The following is a 20,001-nucleotide window of genomic DNA, read 5'->3' as shown; positions in this document are numbered from 1 at the left end:
CGTATGAAAGTTGAAAATTATAAAGATAGTAAAGACGCTCTGAGGGCTTTGACTAGCCAATTGATGGATTATATGGCCCGTAAAGAAGATCAGAAACCGTTTAACCTCGCTCTTTCGGGCGGGGAAACGGCAAAGAAGATGTTTGCCCTCTGGGCTGATGAATACAAGGATAAGGTTGATTGGGATAATCTGCGTTTCTTCTGGGTGGATGAACGTTGTGTCGCCCCGACTGATCCGGATAGTAACTTCGGACATGCGAACAGGTTACTGTTTGAACCTTTGCAAATCCCCAGGGATCACATCCATCGCATTCATGGCGAGGTGGAACCCGGTACGGAGGCTATGCGCTATTCGCGTATCGTAAAGGAATATTTACCCCGTCACGGGCAGTTCCCTTATTTCGATTGTATCATTTTGGGAATAGGAGGCGATTCACATACAGCTTCTATTTTCCCTGATAACCTTCCGTTGCTGACGGATAGCCGAAACTATGCCGTCTCCCAGCATCCTGAAACCGGACAGTTCCGTATTACAATGACCGGTCCGATCATATTGAATGGTTCCCCGTTGCTTGTACCTGTTTTGGGTGCAGGTAAGGAGGCTGCAATAGAAGAGTTGCAACAGGGTTATTCGCAGGCGAATGCAACCCCGGCTGCATATATCTTATCGCATGCGGTAGATTCGATTCTGTATACTACGTTGTAGTTTTTGATAATTCCGGCAACAATTCCTTTTCCTGTTTTGTTTATTTATTGTATTAACTAATTAAAATCAATGGTTATGACAAAGATAATGAAAACATTGTGGGACGAGAGTTCAGAACTAACAGATGAAGCGATGTCTACCGACAACTCTATGTTGGGAAATACGTATACTTCCGGGGATGTTAAAGATGTAACAGAGACCATCGAAGGTGGTAATCAGGAAGCAGACGACTTTAATGAAAAAGACGAAGTCGTATAAGATTTAATTCCGGGAAAGGTCACGCACGTGAATGCAGACCCTTACTAAATGCATGTACCCCTTTACATACGCATGTATCCCTTTTCAAAAAGTTCATTGTCCTGACCTTTTCCGGAATTTATTTTTCCTTTCCTTTTAAATGCTGATAGGTATATTTCACTTCCCTTTCTGTCAGCTTCGCTATTTTCTTATATCTATTCAATAGGAGGCTCATTAACTTTGTAATATTATCTTAAATTACAAAGTGATGTTTAAAGCTATTGTACATTTCTCTATCCGCAAAAAGCTGTTTGTCGGACTTACTACCTTATTTCTGTTGATTGGCGGTATTTATGCCATGTTGACGCTCCCTATCGACGCCGTGCCCGACATAACCAATAATCAGGTACAGATTGTTACGGTTTCGCCCACCCTGGCTCCGCAGGAAGTAGAACAGCTGATTACTTTTCCGATAGAAATTGCTATGAGCAATATTATGAATGTAGAAGAGATACGTTCTGTCTCCCGTTTCGGATTGTCGCTAGTAACAGTGGTGTTTAAAGAGAGTGTGCCCACATTGGATGCCCGTCAGTTGATCAATGAACAAATACAAACTGTATCCGGTGAGATCCCTTCCGAACTGGGAACGCCGGAATTGATGCCGATTACTACGGGACTAGGGGAAATTTACCAGTATGTATTGAAAGTGGCTCCCGGCTATGAAGATAAATATGATGCCATGGAACTGCGTACCATCCAGGATTGGATCGTTAAACGGCAACTTTCCGGTATTCCGGGAATTGTAGAGATCAATAGTTTCGGCGGTTATCTGAAACAATATGAAGTGGCAGTCGATCCGGATGCTTTATACTCATTGAATATTACGATTGGCGATGTTTATTCCGCTCTCAGCAGTAACAACCAGAATACAGGCGGCGGTTATATTGAAAAGGTGAACCGGGCTTATTATATCCGTTCCGAGGGTATGATAAGCAGTACGAAAGATATCGAACGTATTGTTATAACCAATCGGGGAGGGATACCTGTTCATATCAGCGATGTCGGTACAGTTCGCTTTGGAGCTCCGAAACGTTTTGGTGCTATGACGAAAGACGGGGAAGGTGAATGTGTCGGCGGTATTGCCATGATGCTTAAAGGAGCTAACGCAAATGTAGTTACGAAAGAACTGGAAAAACGTGTCGATAAGGTACAGAAAATGCTTCCCGAAGGTCTTAGTGTAGAACCTTACCTGAACCGTTCGGAACTGGTTAACCGGAATATATCGACGGTTGTGCGTAACCTGATTGAAGGCGCTTTAATCGTATTCTTTGTCCTGATCATCTTTCTGGGGAATATCCGTGCCGGTTTAATTGTCGCTTCCGTTATTCCGTTAGCCATGTTGTTTGGTTTTATTATGATGCGGATATTCGGTGTGTCTGCCAATCTGATGAGTCTGGGGGCCATAGACTTCGGTATCGTTGTGGATGGTTCGATTGTCATTGTGGAAGGAGTCCTGGCTCATATTTATACCAGGAGGCTTGCCGGCCGGACACTCACCGGAGCCGAGATGGATAAGGAAGTTGAAGCCGGGGCAAGCGGTGTGGTACGAAGTGCTACTTTTGCCGTTTTGATTATCCTGATCGTCTTTTTCCCGATTCTTACCCTGACGGGGATCGAAGGCAAATACTTTACTCCGATGGCTAAGACGCTCGTTTTTTGTATTATCGGAGCATTGATTCTTTCGCTCACCTATGTGCCGATGATGGCTTCTCTATTCTTAAAGCGGACTATTTCATCCAAACCGACGTTTGCCGATCGTTTTTTTGAGAAGCTGAATATGGTGTATAAGCGTTGCTTGCAATTTTGTTTGCATCATATGCGGGCAACCGTTTGTTCGGCCTTTGCTTTACTGGCTGCCTCTTTATTCTTGTTTACACGGTTGGGGGCAGAGTTTATCCCGACATTGGATGAAGGTGATTTTGCCATGCAGATGACTCTTCCGGCGGGAAGTTCGCTGACACGGAGTGTCGAACTCTCCGGGCAGGCACAGAAAATATTGATGGAGCGGTTCCCGGAGATCAAACATGTCGTGGCCAAGATCGGAACGGCAGAAGTTCCGACCGACCCGATGGCGGTGGAAGATGCCGATATAATGATTATCATGAAACCGTTTAAAGAATGGACCTCAGCATCCAGTCGTGCGGAGATGGTTGAAAAGATGAAAACAGCCCTCGATTCGGTCAAAGGTGCCGAATTTAATTTCAGCCAGCCGATCCAGTTGCGCTTCAATGAACTGATGACGGGAGCTAAGGCTGATATTGCCATCAAGCTGTATGGCGAAGATATGGCGGAATTGTATGATAAAGCAAAAGAAGCGGCTGAATATGTCGGGAAAGTACCCGGTGCTGCCGACGTGATCGTAGAACAGGCCATGGGGTTGCCGCAACTGGTCATAAAGTACGACCGTGCCAAAATAGCCCGTTACGGGATGAATATAGAAGAACTGAATACAATTATCCGCACGGCTTATGCAGGTGAAGCGGCCGGTGTGATTTTCGAGAATGAACGTCGTTTCGATCTGGTTCTCCGGCTGGATAACGATAAAGTGTCGGATCTGAATCTGGATAAACTGTTTATCCGTACGGCAGAGGGTATTCAGATCCCGGTCAGTGAAGTGGCGAATATCGAGCTGGTAAACGGTCCGCTTCAGATAAACCGTGATGCCACCAAACGTCGTATCGTGATTGGTGTCAATGTACGTGATGCGGATATTCAGCAGGTTGTTTCCGATATTCAGCGTGCTTTGGATAAAAATATTAAACTGAAGCCCGGATATTACTTTGAGTATGGTGGGCAGTTCGAGAATTTGCAGAATGCGATCGATACATTGCTGATCGTTATTCCGGTCGCATTGGCCTTGATTCTCCTATTGTTGTTTTTTGCCTTTAAGAGCGTGACGTATACGTTGGTGGTATTCTCTACCGTTCCTTTATCCCTCATCGGGGGGATCGTGGCACTTTGGTTACGTGGTTTGCCGTTCAGCATTTCGGCCGGTGTGGGATTTATTGCCTTGTTCGGTGTGGCAGTACTGAACGGAATCCTGATGATCAATCATTTTAATGAGTTGCGCAAACATAAGAAATATCATATGTGTACGAACCGTATTATAGTGAAAGGGTGTCCTCACCTGCTGCGTCCTGTCTTTCTGACCGGATTGGTTGCTTCGCTCGGATTTGTTCCGATGGCAATAGCCCGGTCGGCCGGAGCAGAAGTGCAACGTCCGTTGGCAACCGTCGTGATTGGAGGGTTGATTGTCTCTACGATCCTTACCTTATTAATAATACCGGTGTTTTACCGGATGGTGAGTTTATTCCCGATCGTATGGAAAAAAGGATGGAGAAGGAGAGGAGGTAAGGTGCTTCCGGTCGTTTTACTGTTTGTTTGCCTGGCATCTCCGGCCTGGGGCGAAGGGAATATAACTAACCGGGAGGCTCCGGCAAGGGGTATCTCACTGGAGGAGGCTTTATCCATTGCCATGCAAAACCATCCGCGTCTGAAAACGGCATCTGCGGCAATCGATCGCTCGCGTGCTTCCCGTGGCGAATCATGGGAACCGGCTCCCATGTCGGTTAGCTATTCGTGGGGACAGATCAATGGCGAAACACGCAACGATAACCAGATAGAGGTTACCCAGTCGTTGGGTTCCTTATTGACGCCATTCTATAAAAATACACTTGTCAATAAGCGGATCGCGACCGGCGAATATTATCGTGACCTGGTAAAAAAAGAAATTATTGCCGAAGTAAAGCGGGCCTGGGCCTATTATCAGTATGCAGCCAATCTCCATTCTCTTTACGGCGAACAGAATGAACTGGCTGTTCGTTTGCAGCAGGCCGGACAACTGCGCTATGAGCAGGGGGACATCACTCTGCTGGAACGCAATATGGCAACGACTTTGGCTGCCGATTTGCGTACACGTTTGATGCAGTCGGAAGAAGAGTTGCAACTGGCTGCCCGTCGTTTTTCCTGGGCCTGTTATTCCGACGGGCCGGTTGTCCCGGCCGATAGCACACTGGTTTTATTCCCGGTGGAAACCGGATCTGTTTCCTTGTCGGATGTGCATTTGGGGTATTTTCAAAGTCTGGCGGATGAAAAGAAAGCTGTACTCAGAGTCGAACGTAGCCGTTTCTTTCCCGAGTTGTCGGTAGGTTATATCCGTCAGAAGATAACGCCGCTTAACGGGTTGAACTCATGGATGGTCGGTATATCCTTTCCTGTTCTTTTCTTTCCACAGCAAAGCCGTACAAAGCAAGCCTGGATAGATGCCGGCATAGCCCGGACGGAAGCGGAAGCGAACAGGCGGCAGCTGGGTAATAAGGTGGAGGAATTACAAGCGATGCTCCGCCAGCAAGGAGAAAGCATTCGTTATTATACCACCGGAGCTTTACCGGAAGCCGATGCATTGCTGAACAGTGCACAGATACAGTTCCGCGAAAGCGAAACGGACATTATGCAGTTCGTTCAGAGCCTGAACAGTGTCAGGGAAATCCGGAAAGGCTATATTGAAGCTGCATATAATTACAATATCTCCGTATTGGAACTGGAACTGTACACACAGTAAGCAAAAACGATCGTTGGGAGTTCCGGCAAGGTAAACTAGAAATAATTTATAATAAAGATAGACAATGAAAAGAATATTTATTCCCATAGCAGCAATCCTGTTATTTGGCGCCTGCAACACGACTACAGAGAAAGAACAACCCCGGGAGGCCACCGTAACAACCCCGGAAGTCGAACCCGCGGTTATTACCCGCGATACCCTTCCGATAGATGCCGTCACATCTGCAACGGCTATGCCGAATCATTCCTCTTTTAACGGAAAAATGATCGTACCTCCCCAGCGTCGTGCAACAGTTACGCTTACTATGGGAGGAACCGTACACACGACCTCTCTGCTTCCGGGCGATTATGTGACAAAAGGAACTGTTTTGGCCACTTTGGAGAATCCGGATTTCATAACCCTTCAACAGACCTACCTGGATGCCCATGCACAAACGGAGTACCTGGAGGCTGAATACCATCGGCAGGAACGTTTGAGTGAACAGGAAGCTGCTTCTCAAAAGCGTTTTCAACAGAGCAAGGCAGATTATCTGTCTATGAAAAGCCGTCTCGAAGCGGCTGCGGCCCGACTGACTCTCCTGGGCGTTTCTCCTGCCGATTTATTGAAAAGCGGTATCCGTCCTTTTTTGGAAGTGAAATCACCCCTGAACGGTTACGTGGCCGGAATGACGATCAATCTGGGTAAATATGTGGAAGCCGGTGAATCCATGTGCGAGGTGATCGATAAGGCGGAAAACCTGTTGTGCCTTACCGCTTACGAAAAGGATCTGGATGACCTGACCCCCGGAAGCCGTATACAATTTCGTGTGAATGGAATGGGAAAGCAAACCTTCGAAGCAACACTGCTCTCTATCGGGCAGGAGGTGGATGATGTAAACCGTTCTCTGGAAATCTATGCACGGGTAAAAGGAAATAACGAACGTTTCCGTCCCGGCATGTATGTAACAGCGCGTGTAGAAAAGAAATAAGTATCTTTGCACAATGAAGATAAATATAGACAAATATGTATTGGCGGTCGTTGTCATCTCGGTGGTGATAGCGTTCCTGACTCATTTTCCCGAACTGATCTCCCTCTTCGACCATTCCGGACAGGATAATCTCTTTCCGGGAATGCGGATAGCTGATGTTGCCAATGAAATTTTTTTTACATTTGTCTCGTTGCTTATCCTGTTTGCTCTTAATACGTTGTTATTCGGTTTTAACCGGCCGACGGCGCGTATTACGTGGGGGAAAATGATACTCTCCTTTGTCATGACCTGGACGATGAGCAACCTGTTGGGGCAGGGCTTTGTTTATCTCCATCACCATTTCGATATTCCGGCCATCGATGCGATGGTGCACCATTACCTGCATCCGTTGCGCGACTTTATCATTACCTGCATAGTGACAGGGAGTTGTTATATGATCCACCTGATCCGTAAAAGCCAGCAGGTTTCGATAGAGAACCAGCAACTGCGGACGGAGAACCTGATCAATCAATATGAGGCATTAAAGAATCAACTGAATCCTCATATGCTGTTCAATTCGTTGAATACATTGCGGTCGTTGATCCGTGAGATGCCGGACAAGGCACAGGATTATCTGCAGGAGCTTTCCCGTGTGCTTCGTTATACGTTGCAGGAGAATGAGTGCCAGAGTGTTACTTTGCAAGAGGAGATGGAGTTTGTACATGCTTATATGTTCCTGTTGAAAATGCGCTATGAAGAAAATCTGTCTTTTAATATCCGCATAGCCGAAGAGGCCGGTCTTTATCAACTTCCGCCTATGTCCGTTCAGTTGCTGATAGAGAATGCGGTTAAACATAATGAGATCAGTAATCGTCATCCGCTGATTATCCGGATTTATACGGAGGGAAAGCAGCTTACGGTCAGTAATCCGGTTCAACCCAAGCTCACGGCCAGCGGTGGCATGCGTATCGGTTTGTCGAACCTGGCAAAACGTTATCACTTATTATTTAAGGAAGAGATCGAAGTGCGTAAAGATAATAATACCTTTCTTGTAACTATTCCATTGATATGAAAGCATTGATTATTGAAGACGAAAAAGCGGCGGTTCGTAACCTGAAGGCTTTGCTTGCAGAGGAAGCGCCTGATATAGAGGTTATAGCCGTGCTCGATAGTATAGCCGAGAGCCTGGATTGGTTCAGTGACAACCGAATGCCGGAATTGATATTTCTGGATATTCACCTGGCCGACGGCTCTTCTTTCGAAATATTTGAACATGTAGACATAACATGTCCGGTTATTTTCACAACAGCTTATGATGAATATGCCTTACGTGCTTTCAAAGTAAACAGTATTGATTATTTGTTGAAGCCTATCGGGCAAAGTGATATCCGGAAGTCGATAGGGAAACTGAAACAATTAAAATCGGATCCCGTTGTAAAAGAGCCGGATTATAGTAACCTTATCAATATATTAAAACGGCAGGATAAGTATAAAACGCATTTTCTCGTTCCTGTGAAGGGAGATAAGCTTCTTCCTCTGTCCGTTGATATGATCTTATTCTTCTATATCCATGAAGGGAATGTGAAAGCAGTTGTGACAGGCGGTAAGGAATATACTTTTACACAGACTTTGGATGAATTATCGGATTATCTCAACCCGGACTTGTTTTTTCGCATAAACCGCCAGTATCTTATATCCCGGAAAGCAGTCTTGGATATCGATCTTTGGTTCAACGGACGCTTATCAGTCAATCTGAAGGTTCCGGTGGAAGAAAAGATACTGGTCAGTAAAGTGCGTGTTTCCGAATTTAAGGAATGGTTTACAACTTCTTTTTAAGCGTGAAGAAGAAAGTGACTCCTTTCCCCGGACTACTTTTCGCTGAAATCTGGCCCTTGTGGAAGTTGACACCATTCTTCACGATCGATAATCCCAGACCTGTTCCACCTACTTTGCGGCTTCGTCCTTTGTCTACACGGTAGAAGCGCTCAAAAATACGATTGATATGCTCTTCCGGAATGCCGGTACCGTTGTCGGCAAAGCTGAAATAATAGAATTTAGGATCTTCTTTATAACAGTTTATCGTGATCTTGCATCCTTCTCCTGCATACGCAATCGCATTATCATATAAGTTACGGAAGATGGAATACAGTAACGAGTAATTACCATGAATGGTCGGATCACCCGGCAGGATGATTTCGGAAGTGATCTGTTTCTCTTCCATCTCTTTCGAACATTCCTTTTGTATTTCACTGATCAGTTTTGAAATATTAGTGTCAGCCAAGTCGAACAGGTCTGAGGCCTCATCCAAGCGGTTCAATACGGATATATCACGCAATAATCCGGTCAGGCGGGTACTTTGTGAGTAACAGCGCTCAAGGAAAAACTGCCGTTTATCGTCAGCCAATTCCGGATTACTGATGATGGTTTCGAGATATCCCTGTATACTGCTGACAGGGGTTTTCAGCTCATGGGCTACATTTTGTGTAAGCTGGCGTTTCATCCTGCTTTCTTCCTCCTGACGGGATATATCGTTGATCGATATTTCATAACTGTTATCCAGGAACAGGATACATTCGATCAGGAATATCTTGCCATTTTTATCGATTGTGGCAGATTCGCGTAATACTTTCCGCTTACGGTTTGTATTGGGGATATTTTTGCTCAGGAATGTTTTGATAGGTTCTAACTCCTGAATGTCTATCACTTCTTCTGCCTGACGGATCTGGCTGTCGGAAAGCACGTTTGAGAACTGGATGAAAAGAATATTTGAAAGGATCTCTTTCCCTTCTGCCGTGAACATGGCAAATCCTTCTTTTGCGTACTGAAAATGTTTAATCAGCTTCTCCCGTTCCATGGAAAGCTCATCTTTTGCTTTTTGCTGACGGTGGTATAGCGTGATGATATTTCTGGATATATCGCCCAGTTCATCATTCGGGAACATGTAATCGGTTTCCGGTATTCTGTCTTTTTCTATATTCAAGGCAAAGTCCCGAAGTTTGGATATCGTACGGCCGATGCTAAAAGTAAAGCGGGAGAGTACGAAGAAGAAGATCAGGGTCATCAGTATCATGAAATAGATGAAGTCCTTATCGGTCGACAGTGCATTTTGCACATACGGGTCGTAAGGCAATGCAGAGCGATAAATATAGCCGCCTATATTGCTGGCCGAATAAAAGTATCTTCTTCCGTTTGAGCCGGATGTGCGGATAGCAAACCCTTCATTATATAGACGGGCTTTACGTACTTCGCTGCGGTCGTTATGGTTGTTGAACTCTTCAGTTCCGCTGTTGTCAAATAAAACTTTCCCTTCGGGGTTGATAATCGTCACACGCAGGTCCTTCTGCGGAATATCTTCTATGAATTGTTTTACGTTTTTATCCATATCGGCAACCTGCTGTGTACGCCGGAATAGCTGGTAATTGTAGTTGCTTAATACATTATTCAACTTCTCCTGCGAGAATTCACGTTCCCGTTGATACTGAAATAACAGGAAACAGACGGTGAATCCCAAAAACATCACGAAAATAGACCAGAACAACCGTTGGCTGAACGGTATTCTGCTCTTCATATTATCTACTTTTACCATAATTCAAATAACGGGTATTAGCATTCAAAACAATAACCGAAGCCTAGGCGGGTCACGATATTCTTTCCGTAAGGGCCGATCTTTTTCCGTAGCCGGGTGATGTTTACATCGATGGTACGGTCCAATACATATACTTCATCTTTCCAGATGCGTGACAGGATCTCTTCGCGTGAAAATACATTCCCTCTGTTTTCCAGTAACAGTTTTAATATTTCAAACTCCTTTTTGGTCAGAGGGATTTCTTTCCCGTCAACGGATGCTTTGATACGTTTGGTATCGAGGGCCAGTGTCTCGTATTCGAGCAACTCGTTGGCCGTAGTTTTATCTTTCTCTGCTGTTCTACGCAACACCGCTTTAACACGTGCGACAACCTGGCGGATAGAAAACGGTTTTGAAATATAGTCGTCTGCTCCCAGGTTAAAACCGGTCAGCATATCGTTTTCCGTATCTTTCGCTGTCAAGAAGATGATTGGAACATTGGCTGTATTTTCATCTTTTCGTAAGATGCTTGCCATTTTGAATCCGGAGATTTCTCCCATCATCACATCGAGCAGTAGTAGCTGATATACGGATAGGTCTTTTTTGAGTGCTTCTTCCGCACTGAAAGCGGTATCTACTTCATATCCTTCTATTTCCAGATTGAATTTGAGGATTTCGCACAAGTCCTCTTCGTCGTCCACAACAAGAATTCGGGGCATGTCCATAGTCTTTTCTATTTAATTGAAATGAAAAACTCATTTCATTGTTTACAAATTTAATTATTTTCCCGCAAAGGAACGCTATTGTTGTTTCGGATGAATGAAATAGATGTTACATTTCTGTTAAGATGGAGATTTGTTTCAAACGTAATTTACTGGAGGCACTTGTTCAGAAGGGTTTTGAGCGATTATGATTTTTTCTCATAAACTCAAATCCGATAGATGGTGTACTGTTATCAGGTGACATCTATTATTGTCATATGACAACGCGTCTGTTGTCACTTTAAAACTCATTGTATCTTTTGATTGTATTGGTATTTAGTGTTTATTTGCAATGTGATTTACGAATAAGTTAAATCTAATAATTAAATAGCTTATGAAACCTTTAAAACAACTTGGTCCGATAGATGTCCATTGCCACTTTTTTAACAAAGAGATATTATCCCTTCGTTTATTAATTGAGTTAGGAATGCTTTTGAAGTTAAGGGGACAAAGAGATAACCAGGGTCTAAACTCTGTGATTTCTCCACTCAAGCGAGCTCTTCATTTCTTTAAGACAGGTATGCTACCTGTTGAAAAAATATACCAATCGTTAGAAAAGGATGAATCAGGATTTGCTTTTTGTCCGTTGATGTTTGATTTGGAAGGATGTATGATAGTCTCTGGGGTTGGTAATGATTGTAATATAATCCAATCCAGACAACAAGTGCTGGAAGAAGTTCGATTGCTTTTGTTAGAAAATCAAGATTCATTGGACGATTTTCGTGAATTATCGGAATTGCTGAATAAGGAAGATATGCAAGAATTACAAGCATATGATCATTTTGCAAAACAAGAACAGCAATTGTGTGATCTGGTAATGAAATATCCGGATCGTATATACCCCTTCTTTGCCATTGATCCCCGTCGTAAGGAATTGTTTGATAATCCGGAAAAGCAGCTTGGAATTAATAAAATTATATCACGTTTACGTTTGAATGGAGGTTTGTTTTCTGGTATTAAGTTGTATACACCTAATGGATATTCTCCATCGGATGAACGGTTGTTGCCTCTTTATGAATATTGTCAATCTTATCAAATTCCAATTACTGCACATTGTTCGGCGAGTGGTTTTGCCTCATTTGCTCCTTCGATAGATGTAAGAGGGGCTATTTATGAAAACGGGAAAGTTGTAGAGAAGAAAGGAATATATAAGTTCGAACATAACGGCCTTATCGATATGAAGCGGGTTGAAGAGCGGGTAAGAATACTTAATCATCCGAAAATATGGGAACAACTTTTGCAACAATATCCTGCCTTGAAATTAAATCTGGCTCATTTTGGTGCTCAGGATGCAGGTAAGCAGACGGAGTGGACGGATTGTATTCGGCGAATGATGGATATTTATCCCAATCTGTATACCGATTTATCCTGTATATCCGTAAAAAGTGAATTAGAGATGATGCATCGTTATTATCAGGATGCTCCCGAAACAGTAAAATCCCGTTTCCTATATGGTAGTGATTATTACCTGAATATATTATTTATCGACGATATGAAATGTTATTGGGATAATTTTAGTGATTTGTTCGATCCAGATGAATTGAAAACGATTACAGAAGTGAATCCAATAACATTCTTAAATAATTCTATTTATTAACAAATTAAATTTATTACAATGGAAAAGAATTTTGATGTAATTTTTTCACAGATTCAAAAGTCTCTGGAAAATCAATTGGCAGAAAATAGTGTAAGTGAAGCCACTGTTGAACAAGCAGTAAATGGTGGTGGTACTATTCCGTTTGAACTGAGACTGGACGGAAATGGAAACGGTCATTATGAAATTAGTAAAAGAGGTTGGGGAGTAACGATTTCTGCTACTGCAACTATATTGGAACCTTCCGGAGCTATGTTTAATCTTGTGGTTCACTCAAGTGATGGAGGTGGCGGTGAATGGTATAATGTCTCTACCGGTCAATCTGTCTCTTGTAAATTGAAAACTAGTTTCTGGCATTCTACTAAAATAACGGTGGATGTACATTGTAATAAACCCAATACGACCTTGAAGGCTCGTTTGGATTACAATTATTAATTTCAAAGAGGGAGGGTAGAATTTCTACCCTCCCTTTTTCGATTTAACATTTGTCCGAGATCTGGAACTGTGTAACAAAATGTCATTTTACCTAGGTAATCTATCGCCTGTATGATAGGTTATAGGGATTTCATTTCTGATATTCTATTCTGGAGAAGTTAAGGATTTACATATTGCTTGGGTTCGTCAATTTTCTTTGTCGCTTTTTTCGTGAAAATCAACGACCATACGAATGGAGTTCTCTTTGTCTGTTGGCGAATAGCAGGATAGACAGACATTTTGTTCTTTTGAATGTGACTCTGTTTTTACCCCTTCCAGAAGAAAAAAAGCGCTTTTTCTTTACTCTTAAAGGGCTGTTTGTGCCTTTTTTCCGTCCATTTTCCTTCTGTAAAAAAAATCATCCGGATGATCTCAAAAATTTATCCGCATAGCTCGATCAAATCGATCGGATGTTTTTCGGAAAATATAAGGAAGAATCCGAAAATCATCCAGGTGATTCTGGACGATCCTCTTGAAAACGTTCCCGAAACCCCTTCTTTTATCCGGAAACCAATAAATCGTCGGTTTGCTTGTTAAAGAAAAGGGCAAAATCCTGACATTTAGAAAGTAAAAACACGGTGTGTCCGGATTGTTGTACCTTTGTCCTTCTTAAAAAAGAGGAAATAATGAAACACAAAGATTTTCTTAGACACATGTGCTTGCAGGAACAAGAGAAACGTTCCTCGGGCGATGAAAGTACGGCCGATTTGTACCGAGCCGTCCGTAATCATTTTAACAACTACAATCGGGGAAGGGAGTTCTCTCTCGCCGATATGACTCCGGAAGTAGTATATGGTTTTATCAAGTGGCTGCGAAGTAAAGAGCTACGGGTAAATAGCGTGAACAGTTACATGAGTAACCTGCGTGCGATGTATAACCGTGCCTGTCTCGGCTGGAAGAAGAAGCCCCAGGTGTCACCTTTTGCCGGTCTTCGGCTGAGACGCGAAAAGAGCCGTAAGCGGGCGATTCCTGATTTATGAAATAAGGGAGGTGCTTCCTTTATTTCAAATATAAGGCTTTACGAGCCCTCCGAAGAGTTATTTGTGACAGGAAACTGTGCAAATATAGATAGATTTATCTTAAAAAAACAAACCGCATAGGGCTGTTTATTAAAAATAAGCATCTTTTTAAATACTTTTTACATATTTGCTTGCTTTATTTCCCTGTAAACTGAAGTTAATTGAACACAGGCATAAAGGAGGCCGGAACTGTCATCCCTTTAAAGTTCATTTGGAAAAAACAATAACTATATCCTCTTGTTTTCCCTAAAATCTCTCTAAAAAAATCCCAGTCCTCTACAGATAAACCCTTCCGGGAGGCAATTTCATTCTCTTACGAAGTGCCTTTTTATTGCCACCTCCCTTATTTCATAAATAAGGGCACTATTTCGGAGATGGCTTGAATTATAAACTTAGTAATCGGATGGATAAAATGAAAGAACAAAAAAGTATTAGTAATAAAGTGATGATGATAATTCTGTTTTGTCTGTTCCTGTTTTTCTCTTTAGGGATTCATGCTCAGACTGCTACATACATTAAAGCTGAGTCGTTATTGTTCTCTTTTAAAGAAAATAATGACATGTTTCTGGCCGATTATGGCGACAATGTTTACCAGTTGGAACGACTCGGGCAGGTGTTGCGTGTGCGTTGCGAGCAGGTTTTGTCAGGTCGTTATCATTTGTTAATTATCTCTCATGTGGGCCCTTATAATAATACAGATCCGGATGTGATCAACGAGGCTTCGCTTCGTGCGAATCGCGTCCGTGCCTATATAAAAACACGGCTGGATATTCCCCATGAAAATATCGCCTTTTATATCGACCGTAGCGGCAATTATCGTGACGGCGTACACGTCTACCTGGTTTATGGGCCCCTGCCGTGGTTTGCTAACACGGCTATCTGGTTTAGCGAGAGCCGCTATCCGGAAGCAATAAAGATACAATTGAAGAAATATGGCGAAATCCCTTATGCAGACCTTTACCGTCGTGGCGAATTGAAAGGGTTCGATCGTGAGGTCTATCGTATCAACGACCTGTTGTTCGACCGTTCCGAGTTACAAGACTACCGTCTGGCCTCTGTGGTGGATGAGCCGGTGAAAGATGGCAGGGGAGAGGAAGCCCCGGTTTACGAAGCCACAACGATAACGACCAGAGAGACACTACATCTGGTACAACGTGAAAAAGATGAAAAAAGGGTACAACCCGAGCAATCTACCCCCATTCCTGCTACCCCTGTCCCTGCTATTACAAAAGCTCCGTTATCTCCCGTCTACTTTTTTTTGCAGACGAACTTGTTACCTTGGTTTACGGTGGCTCCATCCATCGGTCTGGGTGTAGTAGATACGAAGATACAGACCGGTTCCTTCATGCCGAACATGAAGGTGGAGTGCTTTTTTGCCGAGCGCTGGTCGATTGCGCTCGGCGGCCTTTATTCCGACTTTGCTTATAAAGATAAATCACGCGACAGATGGGCCCTTTCAAAGATTGCTCTCGAATCGCGTATATGGTTCCTTCCGGGTGAGTTCACCGGATTTAACGCAGGCTTTTTTGCCGGCTATGGCGACTTCGACGTACGGGGCAGTGCGATCGACCCGGATAAGGAAACGCTTTACGGACGTACGGGCCGTTTCTGGTCGGCGGGTGCTTCGGTGGGCTACCTGTTGTCGTTGGGTGCCGGCTTCTCCGCCGGTGCGAACCTGCAGGCCGGTTACCGATCGGTATCCGGTGGTAAGAAATACCGCTACGACAAGCTGGAAGATATGAATTACCTGGAGACGAATTTTTCATCGACCGGCTTTATGTTGGGTCTGGAGTTGAACGTCTCCTACCGTTTCCGGATGCGCTGAAAGAGAGGAATAGCAGATATGAACAGATAAATACACACACAACAAATGAACGCAAGGACAATCATAGCAACAGCATGTATGGCGTGTCTTTTAATCTTTTCTTCCTGTACATACGGTACACCGGATGAAGACTGGGTAAAGAACGGAAAAGTGCGCCTGAGCCTCGACTGGCAGGGAGCCCGACATCCATCGCGTATGGACTATTATTTCTACCGCGAGGGTTCCGGCATTCCTCTTATCCGCCGGGCAGGGGCAAATGGTTTTGAAGGGACACTCCCTTCGGGCACCTATCGTGTGATGGTCTGCAACTCCGATCCGTATAATATCCTGTTGGAAACGGATAACGGCTATGAAAAGGTTAACGGTATGGTAAAGCACGTATCGGTACTGAAATCTAAATCATCCTCTTCGTTCCTTACCGGTCCGAAAAACCTGCTGGGCTGTGGCAGTGAGACGCTGCCGGTGGCGGGTGAGGAAGTATCAATAAAGACATTGTATCCGGTCGATCTGGTCAGAACGCTGGAATTGTATATCAAGATAACAAAAGGAGGAAAAGAGGAGATCGCTTTGGCCGGGCTTATCGGCCACTTGAGCGGTGTTTCACAAGGGGTATGTATCCCTTCGGGCGCCGCCTTGTCCGGCACTCCGGCTTTTATGACGTTTGAGCCGGAGTGTATCGGGGAGGGAAGATACAGGGCACTGCTGACCCTGTTCGGCCTGTCGGACAGCGAAGCTCCCCATCTTTACCTGGCCCTTAAAAAGGAAGACGGCAAGGAGCTGACCACCAGCATCGGTATTCTCCGTGAGGTAGGCGATGTGTTCCGCCAAAAGACATCGTCGCGTGTGATCCTCGACCTGGTTGTTGCCTATGACGAGGTGACCGGTCTCTCGGTCAGCCTGGAGGACTGGAATGAGGGGACGGGCGAGTCGGGTGTGACCGATAATGGAATATGATATATAAGTATACATATATAATAATGTAAACAGATGAATTTGAAAACGACATACAAACTCTTAGCCATGCTCGCTTTACTGTTTTGCACAGCTACCGGTTGTTCGGACAGTTCCCCTTCCGACTATATGGGGAAGGGTGACCTGGAACTCCATATCGCTCCGGGTAGCCTGTCGGGTACCGGTACGCGGGGACAACTCTTTTTTGCCAAAGGAACGACATCGGGAAACTATACGGAGAAATGGAAAGCAACGGTCGATCCGAACGGCAGTGTCCTGTTTGACGAGCCGAAGTATTACCCCGAAGATAACAGCCGGGTCTACCTGCGCGGCTTCGCTCCGGAAGGGAAATCGTTTGACAATGGAAAAGTCGGCTACCTGATCGACGGGACACAAGACCTGATAGCCAGCGGCGAGCAAAGCGGCTGCCTGACGGATGTGCTCCAGCAAAAGCATAAAGAGTTTCGTTTTACACATTTGCTGTCGCAGCTTCGCTTCGAGGTCCGTGGCGATGAAGAAGCGCTGGAGAGAGGCTGGAAGCTGGAAGGTCTTTATGTAACCCGCATGCAGCGTGAAGTTTCCTTGTCGCTCGATGATAACAGCCTTTCTTTTTCGGGAGAGAAAGGCGACTTCAAGGTGCCGGTCGAACTTACCCCGCTTACAGGAGGGTGGACCAAACTTCCCGACGCAGTATTGATACAGCCCGGGGTAGACGTCTACCTGACTGCTGTTCTGAAAGATCTCGATGGCCGGTCGACACGGTTGGAATCTCTACCCGTCACCTTCCATGAGGGAGGGAATACTCCGGTAGCGGGGACCTCTTATTTTATTTCTGTGATGATCCGTGCCGGAAGTTCCAGCCAGTTGTCAGCGGGTATCGCCGAGTGGATACCGGGCAGTAGCGGTTTCGGAGTGATATAAATCTTAGTATTCATTTTGTTATTATATTTATAAATTAAACACTAGTAAAAATGAGAACAAACAAGTTTTTAGCGGTAGGCCTTCTGGCTACCTTGATCCTGAGCAGTTGCTCAAACAATGAAGAACCGGTAAACGGGGCGGGTGTAAATGAGATCAAATTAAGTGCGGGTATCGGACAGACAACCCGTGCAGTTATCAATCAGGGTTACGAGCAAGATCTTCCCGTGGCGTTTGCACGTATTGAAGCGAATGCCAGTTCCTGGGCCGGCGAAGGTATTAAGGCTGTACGTGTAGGCGGTAGCGGTAAGACAGCAGTTGCTTTCGAAACGTCACAGGTATACAACGAAACAACCTCTACGACCCTTCTGGGTTATTATCCGCGTGCAACAGTGGCTACCTCGAGCGATCAGGATAAAGTTACAGTGCCTTATACGATCAACGGTGATATGGACATTATGGCAACAGAGGTCTTGACGGGTTCCAAAACCGCTCCGATTCAGAATTGTACTTTCCAGCGTCTGCTTGGTCAGTTGCAGTTCCAGTGTGTCGGTTCTGCAGCGGCGATCGCAGCCTGGAAGAATATCAGTATCAAAGTGAAAGGAGTTCCTTCCACATTGGAGGTATTGTTGAATAAGTCCACGGGAGCCAGTTTGAAGGTCAACAGTACACCTACGGTTGACCTGAATGTCTATAACTGTCCGACAATACCGACAAATCCGGATGCGCAGGATCCTGTAATAGGTTATACGATGCTTTGTCCGGTTGCCGACCTGGGTTCCGTGTCTGCTCCGATCACATTGGAAGTGAATGGAAGTCATAGCAATACTTCGTTGAGTAAACAAATCACAATCAGTAACATCCAAGGAGGCGTGAAGGCAGGTGTCTCTCACCTCATTACGCTCATCTTTACAGTCGACGGAGAGATATCGGCTTCAGCTACAGCTGAAATCGCCCCTTGGAATCCGGGTAATGCAAGTAGTGGGGTAGTAACTCCCAACTAATCACTAGCAGTAAATGAAGAATAAAATAGTGATAGTGATCTTCGTTTCCCTCCTGGGCTTTACGGCCTGTTCGGACGATAGCGGCCGGGAGCCGCAACCCGTTCGTGCGACAGCCGTGCGCCTGGAGGGGGCGATCGGTCTGTCTACCCGTGCGGTGATCGGTTCCGGCTATAATGAGGATCTGAAAGTCTGCTTTGCCCGCCGGGACGTGCTCACTCCCGGGTTACCAGATGTGACAGGTTCTTGGGGAGTACATTCTGCCGTGCGTAGCGGCGGGGTCGGTAGCCGTCCGATCGTGTTCATGGAGACGCAGACCTATCCGGCAAGCGGTAGCGTCTACCTTCACGGCTACTATCCGACTGATGGTGGAAAGGCTGTGCCAGACCTCGCTGCGGGCAAAGTTACCTTTACCATCGACGGACAAACGGATGTGATGGCTACAGGATACTTCAAGGCCTCGTCCGATCAGGCATCCGTCCCATGTACTTTTTGTCACCTGCTGACCTGGCTCTCTTTTGTCTGCTACAGCGACGAGTCCGGTAAATGGGGTAAGATCGTAGAGATTGAAGCCGCGGATATCCCTTTGCAGCAGGAAATGGACTGGACGTCAGTATCCGGGGAGGTGAAGTTGCGTGTTGCAGCCGGTAGCCCGGCAGGCACATTGCCGGTGCAAGACATTGCCTATCCGTTGCCTCTGTTGCAGGTAAGTCAGGATGATCCGCTGCCTGGCGAAGATAAAGCAACGGGGTATATCCTGTTACCCGTAGCAGGTGTGGCAGGCAACCTGGGTACCCCGGTTAATGCGTTGTGGCTGAACATAACGACTACGAAGGACGGAAAGGGTGTAGAAACGGAAACGACCTTTCGTGTCTCTGTCTCTGTCGAAGGAGGTCTTCAAGCCGGTAGCAGACATATCCTCTCTCTTTTTTTTACCGATGGTATCGGTATAGAAGTGGCCCGGGTCGGCGTAACGCCTTGGGAAGACGCGGCTATTACGAACCCTAATATTCCCATGCAATAATATCCACCATAAAATAACAGATCATGAACAAGACTGATTTAATAAATGCATTAGCGTTAAAAAATGAGAATCAACCGGAGTGAGTCCGGTCGGTTTCTCAACAGCTTTCTGGAAGTATTGGAAGATACCTTGAAAGCGGAAGAGCCTGTGGGGCTTCAGGGATTCGGGAAATTCGAACTGTGGAAGCAGACGGAACGTCTGGGTCGCAATCCGCGTACGGGAGTTCCCTGCATAATCCCGGCCCGAACCAGTGTAAGATTCAAAGCCGGTAAGTATTTGCTGGAAGCGTTGAACGCACGGGATACTTATATGCCGGCAGATATGAATGCATTATACAATAGTCAGAAATAAACTAACAAG

General features: G+C 45.1%; 18 protein-coding genes. 16 read left to right on the top strand and 2 right to left on the bottom strand.

All coding sequences use genetic code 11. From position 1 onward, the window contains the following. The first annotated feature begins 3 nt into the window (after positions 1-3). The 6 genes from pgl to M1P97_RS07415 all read left to right on the top strand — a co-directional run bounded on the left by pgl (position 4) and on the right by M1P97_RS07415 (position 8,345). Positions 4-705, top strand: a complete 702-nt coding sequence (gene pgl / locus M1P97_RS07440; RefSeq protein WP_195372198.1) for a 6-phosphogluconolactonase — start codon at positions 4-6, stop codon at positions 703-705. Positions 706-780: 75 nt separating this feature from the next. After that, entirely contained in the window at positions 781-963 is a 183-nt protein-coding gene (locus M1P97_RS07435; protein ID WP_195372197.1) for a hypothetical protein, read from the top strand. 247 nt (positions 964-1,210) lie between these two features. After that, the gene (locus M1P97_RS07430) at positions 1,211-5,563 is read left to right on the top strand and encodes a CusA/CzcA family heavy metal efflux RND transporter (protein WP_249388736.1); all 4,353 of its coding nucleotides are present in this window, start codon (positions 1,211-1,213) and stop codon (positions 5,561-5,563) included. A gap of 64 nt (positions 5,564-5,627) precedes the next feature. Then, on the top strand, positions 5,628-6,530 hold the full coding sequence (locus M1P97_RS07425) for an efflux RND transporter periplasmic adaptor subunit (protein WP_249388735.1): 903 nt from the start codon (positions 5,628-5,630) through the stop codon (positions 6,528-6,530). Between the two features lie 13 nt (positions 6,531-6,543). Continuing rightward, complete coding sequence (locus tag M1P97_RS07420; protein WP_195372194.1) at positions 6,544-7,581, top strand: sensor histidine kinase; 1,038 nt, start codon at positions 6,544-6,546, stop codon at positions 7,579-7,581. Then, complete coding sequence (locus tag M1P97_RS07415) at positions 7,578-8,345, top strand: LytR/AlgR family response regulator transcription factor (RefSeq protein ID WP_195372193.1); 768 nt, start codon at positions 7,578-7,580, stop codon at positions 8,343-8,345. Before M1P97_RS07420 ends, M1P97_RS07415 begins: the two co-directional genes overlap by 4 nt. Here the strand turns inward: M1P97_RS07415 and M1P97_RS07410 are convergent. Together M1P97_RS07410 and M1P97_RS07405 are read right to left on the bottom strand one after the other, a co-directional pair. Next, the gene (locus M1P97_RS07410) at positions 8,329-10,095 is read right to left on the bottom strand and encodes a sensor histidine kinase (protein WP_195372192.1); all 1,767 of its coding nucleotides are present in this window, start codon (positions 10,093-10,095) and stop codon (positions 8,329-8,331) included. The genes M1P97_RS07415 and M1P97_RS07410 overlap by 17 nt on opposite strands. Positions 10,096-10,112: 17 nt before the next feature. After that, positions 10,113-10,799, bottom strand: coding sequence for a response regulator transcription factor (locus M1P97_RS07405; RefSeq protein ID WP_195372191.1), 687 nt, complete (start codon positions 10,797-10,799; stop codon positions 10,113-10,115). A 370-nt stretch (positions 10,800-11,169) separates the two neighbouring features. Here M1P97_RS07405 and M1P97_RS07400 point away from each other — a divergent pair, with 370 nt between their 5' ends. The 10 genes from M1P97_RS07400 to M1P97_RS07355 all read left to right on the top strand — a co-directional run bounded on the left by M1P97_RS07400 (position 11,170) and on the right by M1P97_RS07355 (position 19,992). Next, positions 11,170-12,432 carry an amidohydrolase family protein gene (locus tag M1P97_RS07400; RefSeq protein WP_195372190.1) on the top strand — a complete coding sequence of 421 codons (1,263 nt, stop codon included), beginning with the start codon at positions 11,170-11,172 and terminating at the stop codon, positions 12,430-12,432. Positions 12,433-12,450: 18 nt separating this feature from the next. Then, positions 12,451-12,864: a hypothetical protein gene (locus M1P97_RS07395; RefSeq protein WP_195372189.1), complete on the top strand. Its 414-nt coding sequence runs from the start codon at positions 12,451-12,453 to the stop codon at positions 12,862-12,864. 405 nt (positions 12,865-13,269) lie between these two features. After that, positions 13,270-13,440: a hypothetical protein gene (locus tag M1P97_RS07390; protein ID WP_249388734.1), complete on the top strand. Its 171-nt coding sequence runs from the start codon at positions 13,270-13,272 to the stop codon at positions 13,438-13,440. Positions 13,441-13,529: 89 nt separating this feature from the next. Further along, on the top strand, positions 13,530-13,883 hold the full coding sequence (locus tag M1P97_RS07385) for a phage integrase SAM-like domain-containing protein (RefSeq protein WP_195372188.1): 354 nt from the start codon (positions 13,530-13,532) through the stop codon (positions 13,881-13,883). 442 nt (positions 13,884-14,325) lie between these two features. Continuing rightward, on the top strand, positions 14,326-15,747 hold the full coding sequence (locus M1P97_RS07380) for a DUF3575 domain-containing protein (protein WP_249388733.1): 1,422 nt from the start codon (positions 14,326-14,328) through the stop codon (positions 15,745-15,747). A gap of 45 nt (positions 15,748-15,792) precedes the next feature. After that, positions 15,793-16,701, top strand: coding sequence for a DUF5119 domain-containing protein (locus M1P97_RS07375; protein ID WP_249388732.1), 909 nt, complete (start codon positions 15,793-15,795; stop codon positions 16,699-16,701). A gap of 33 nt (positions 16,702-16,734) precedes the next feature. Continuing rightward, positions 16,735-17,619 carry a fimbrillin family protein gene (locus tag M1P97_RS07370; protein WP_249388731.1) on the top strand — a complete coding sequence of 295 codons (885 nt, stop codon included), beginning with the start codon at positions 16,735-16,737 and terminating at the stop codon, positions 17,617-17,619. Positions 17,620-17,669: 50 nt separating this feature from the next. Further along, complete coding sequence (locus M1P97_RS07365; RefSeq protein ID WP_249388730.1) at positions 17,670-18,620, top strand: fimbrillin family protein; 951 nt, start codon at positions 17,670-17,672, stop codon at positions 18,618-18,620. Positions 18,621-18,633: 13 nt separating this feature from the next. After that, positions 18,634-19,641 (top strand): fimbrillin family protein, encoded by a 1,008-nt coding sequence (locus tag M1P97_RS07360; protein ID WP_249388729.1) that lies wholly within the window; start codon positions 18,634-18,636, stop codon positions 19,639-19,641. Between the two features lie 63 nt (positions 19,642-19,704). Further along, complete coding sequence (locus M1P97_RS07355; RefSeq protein WP_229058439.1) at positions 19,705-19,992, top strand: HU family DNA-binding protein; 288 nt, start codon at positions 19,705-19,707, stop codon at positions 19,990-19,992. Positions 19,993-20,001 lie beyond the last annotated feature (9 nt).

The sequence above is a fragment of the Parabacteroides leei genome (genome assembly GCF_023369805.1).
Taxonomy (GTDB): domain Bacteria; phylum Bacteroidota; class Bacteroidia; order Bacteroidales; family Tannerellaceae; genus Parabacteroides; species Parabacteroides leei.
This window is presented reverse-complemented; position numbering and strand designations above follow the sequence as displayed.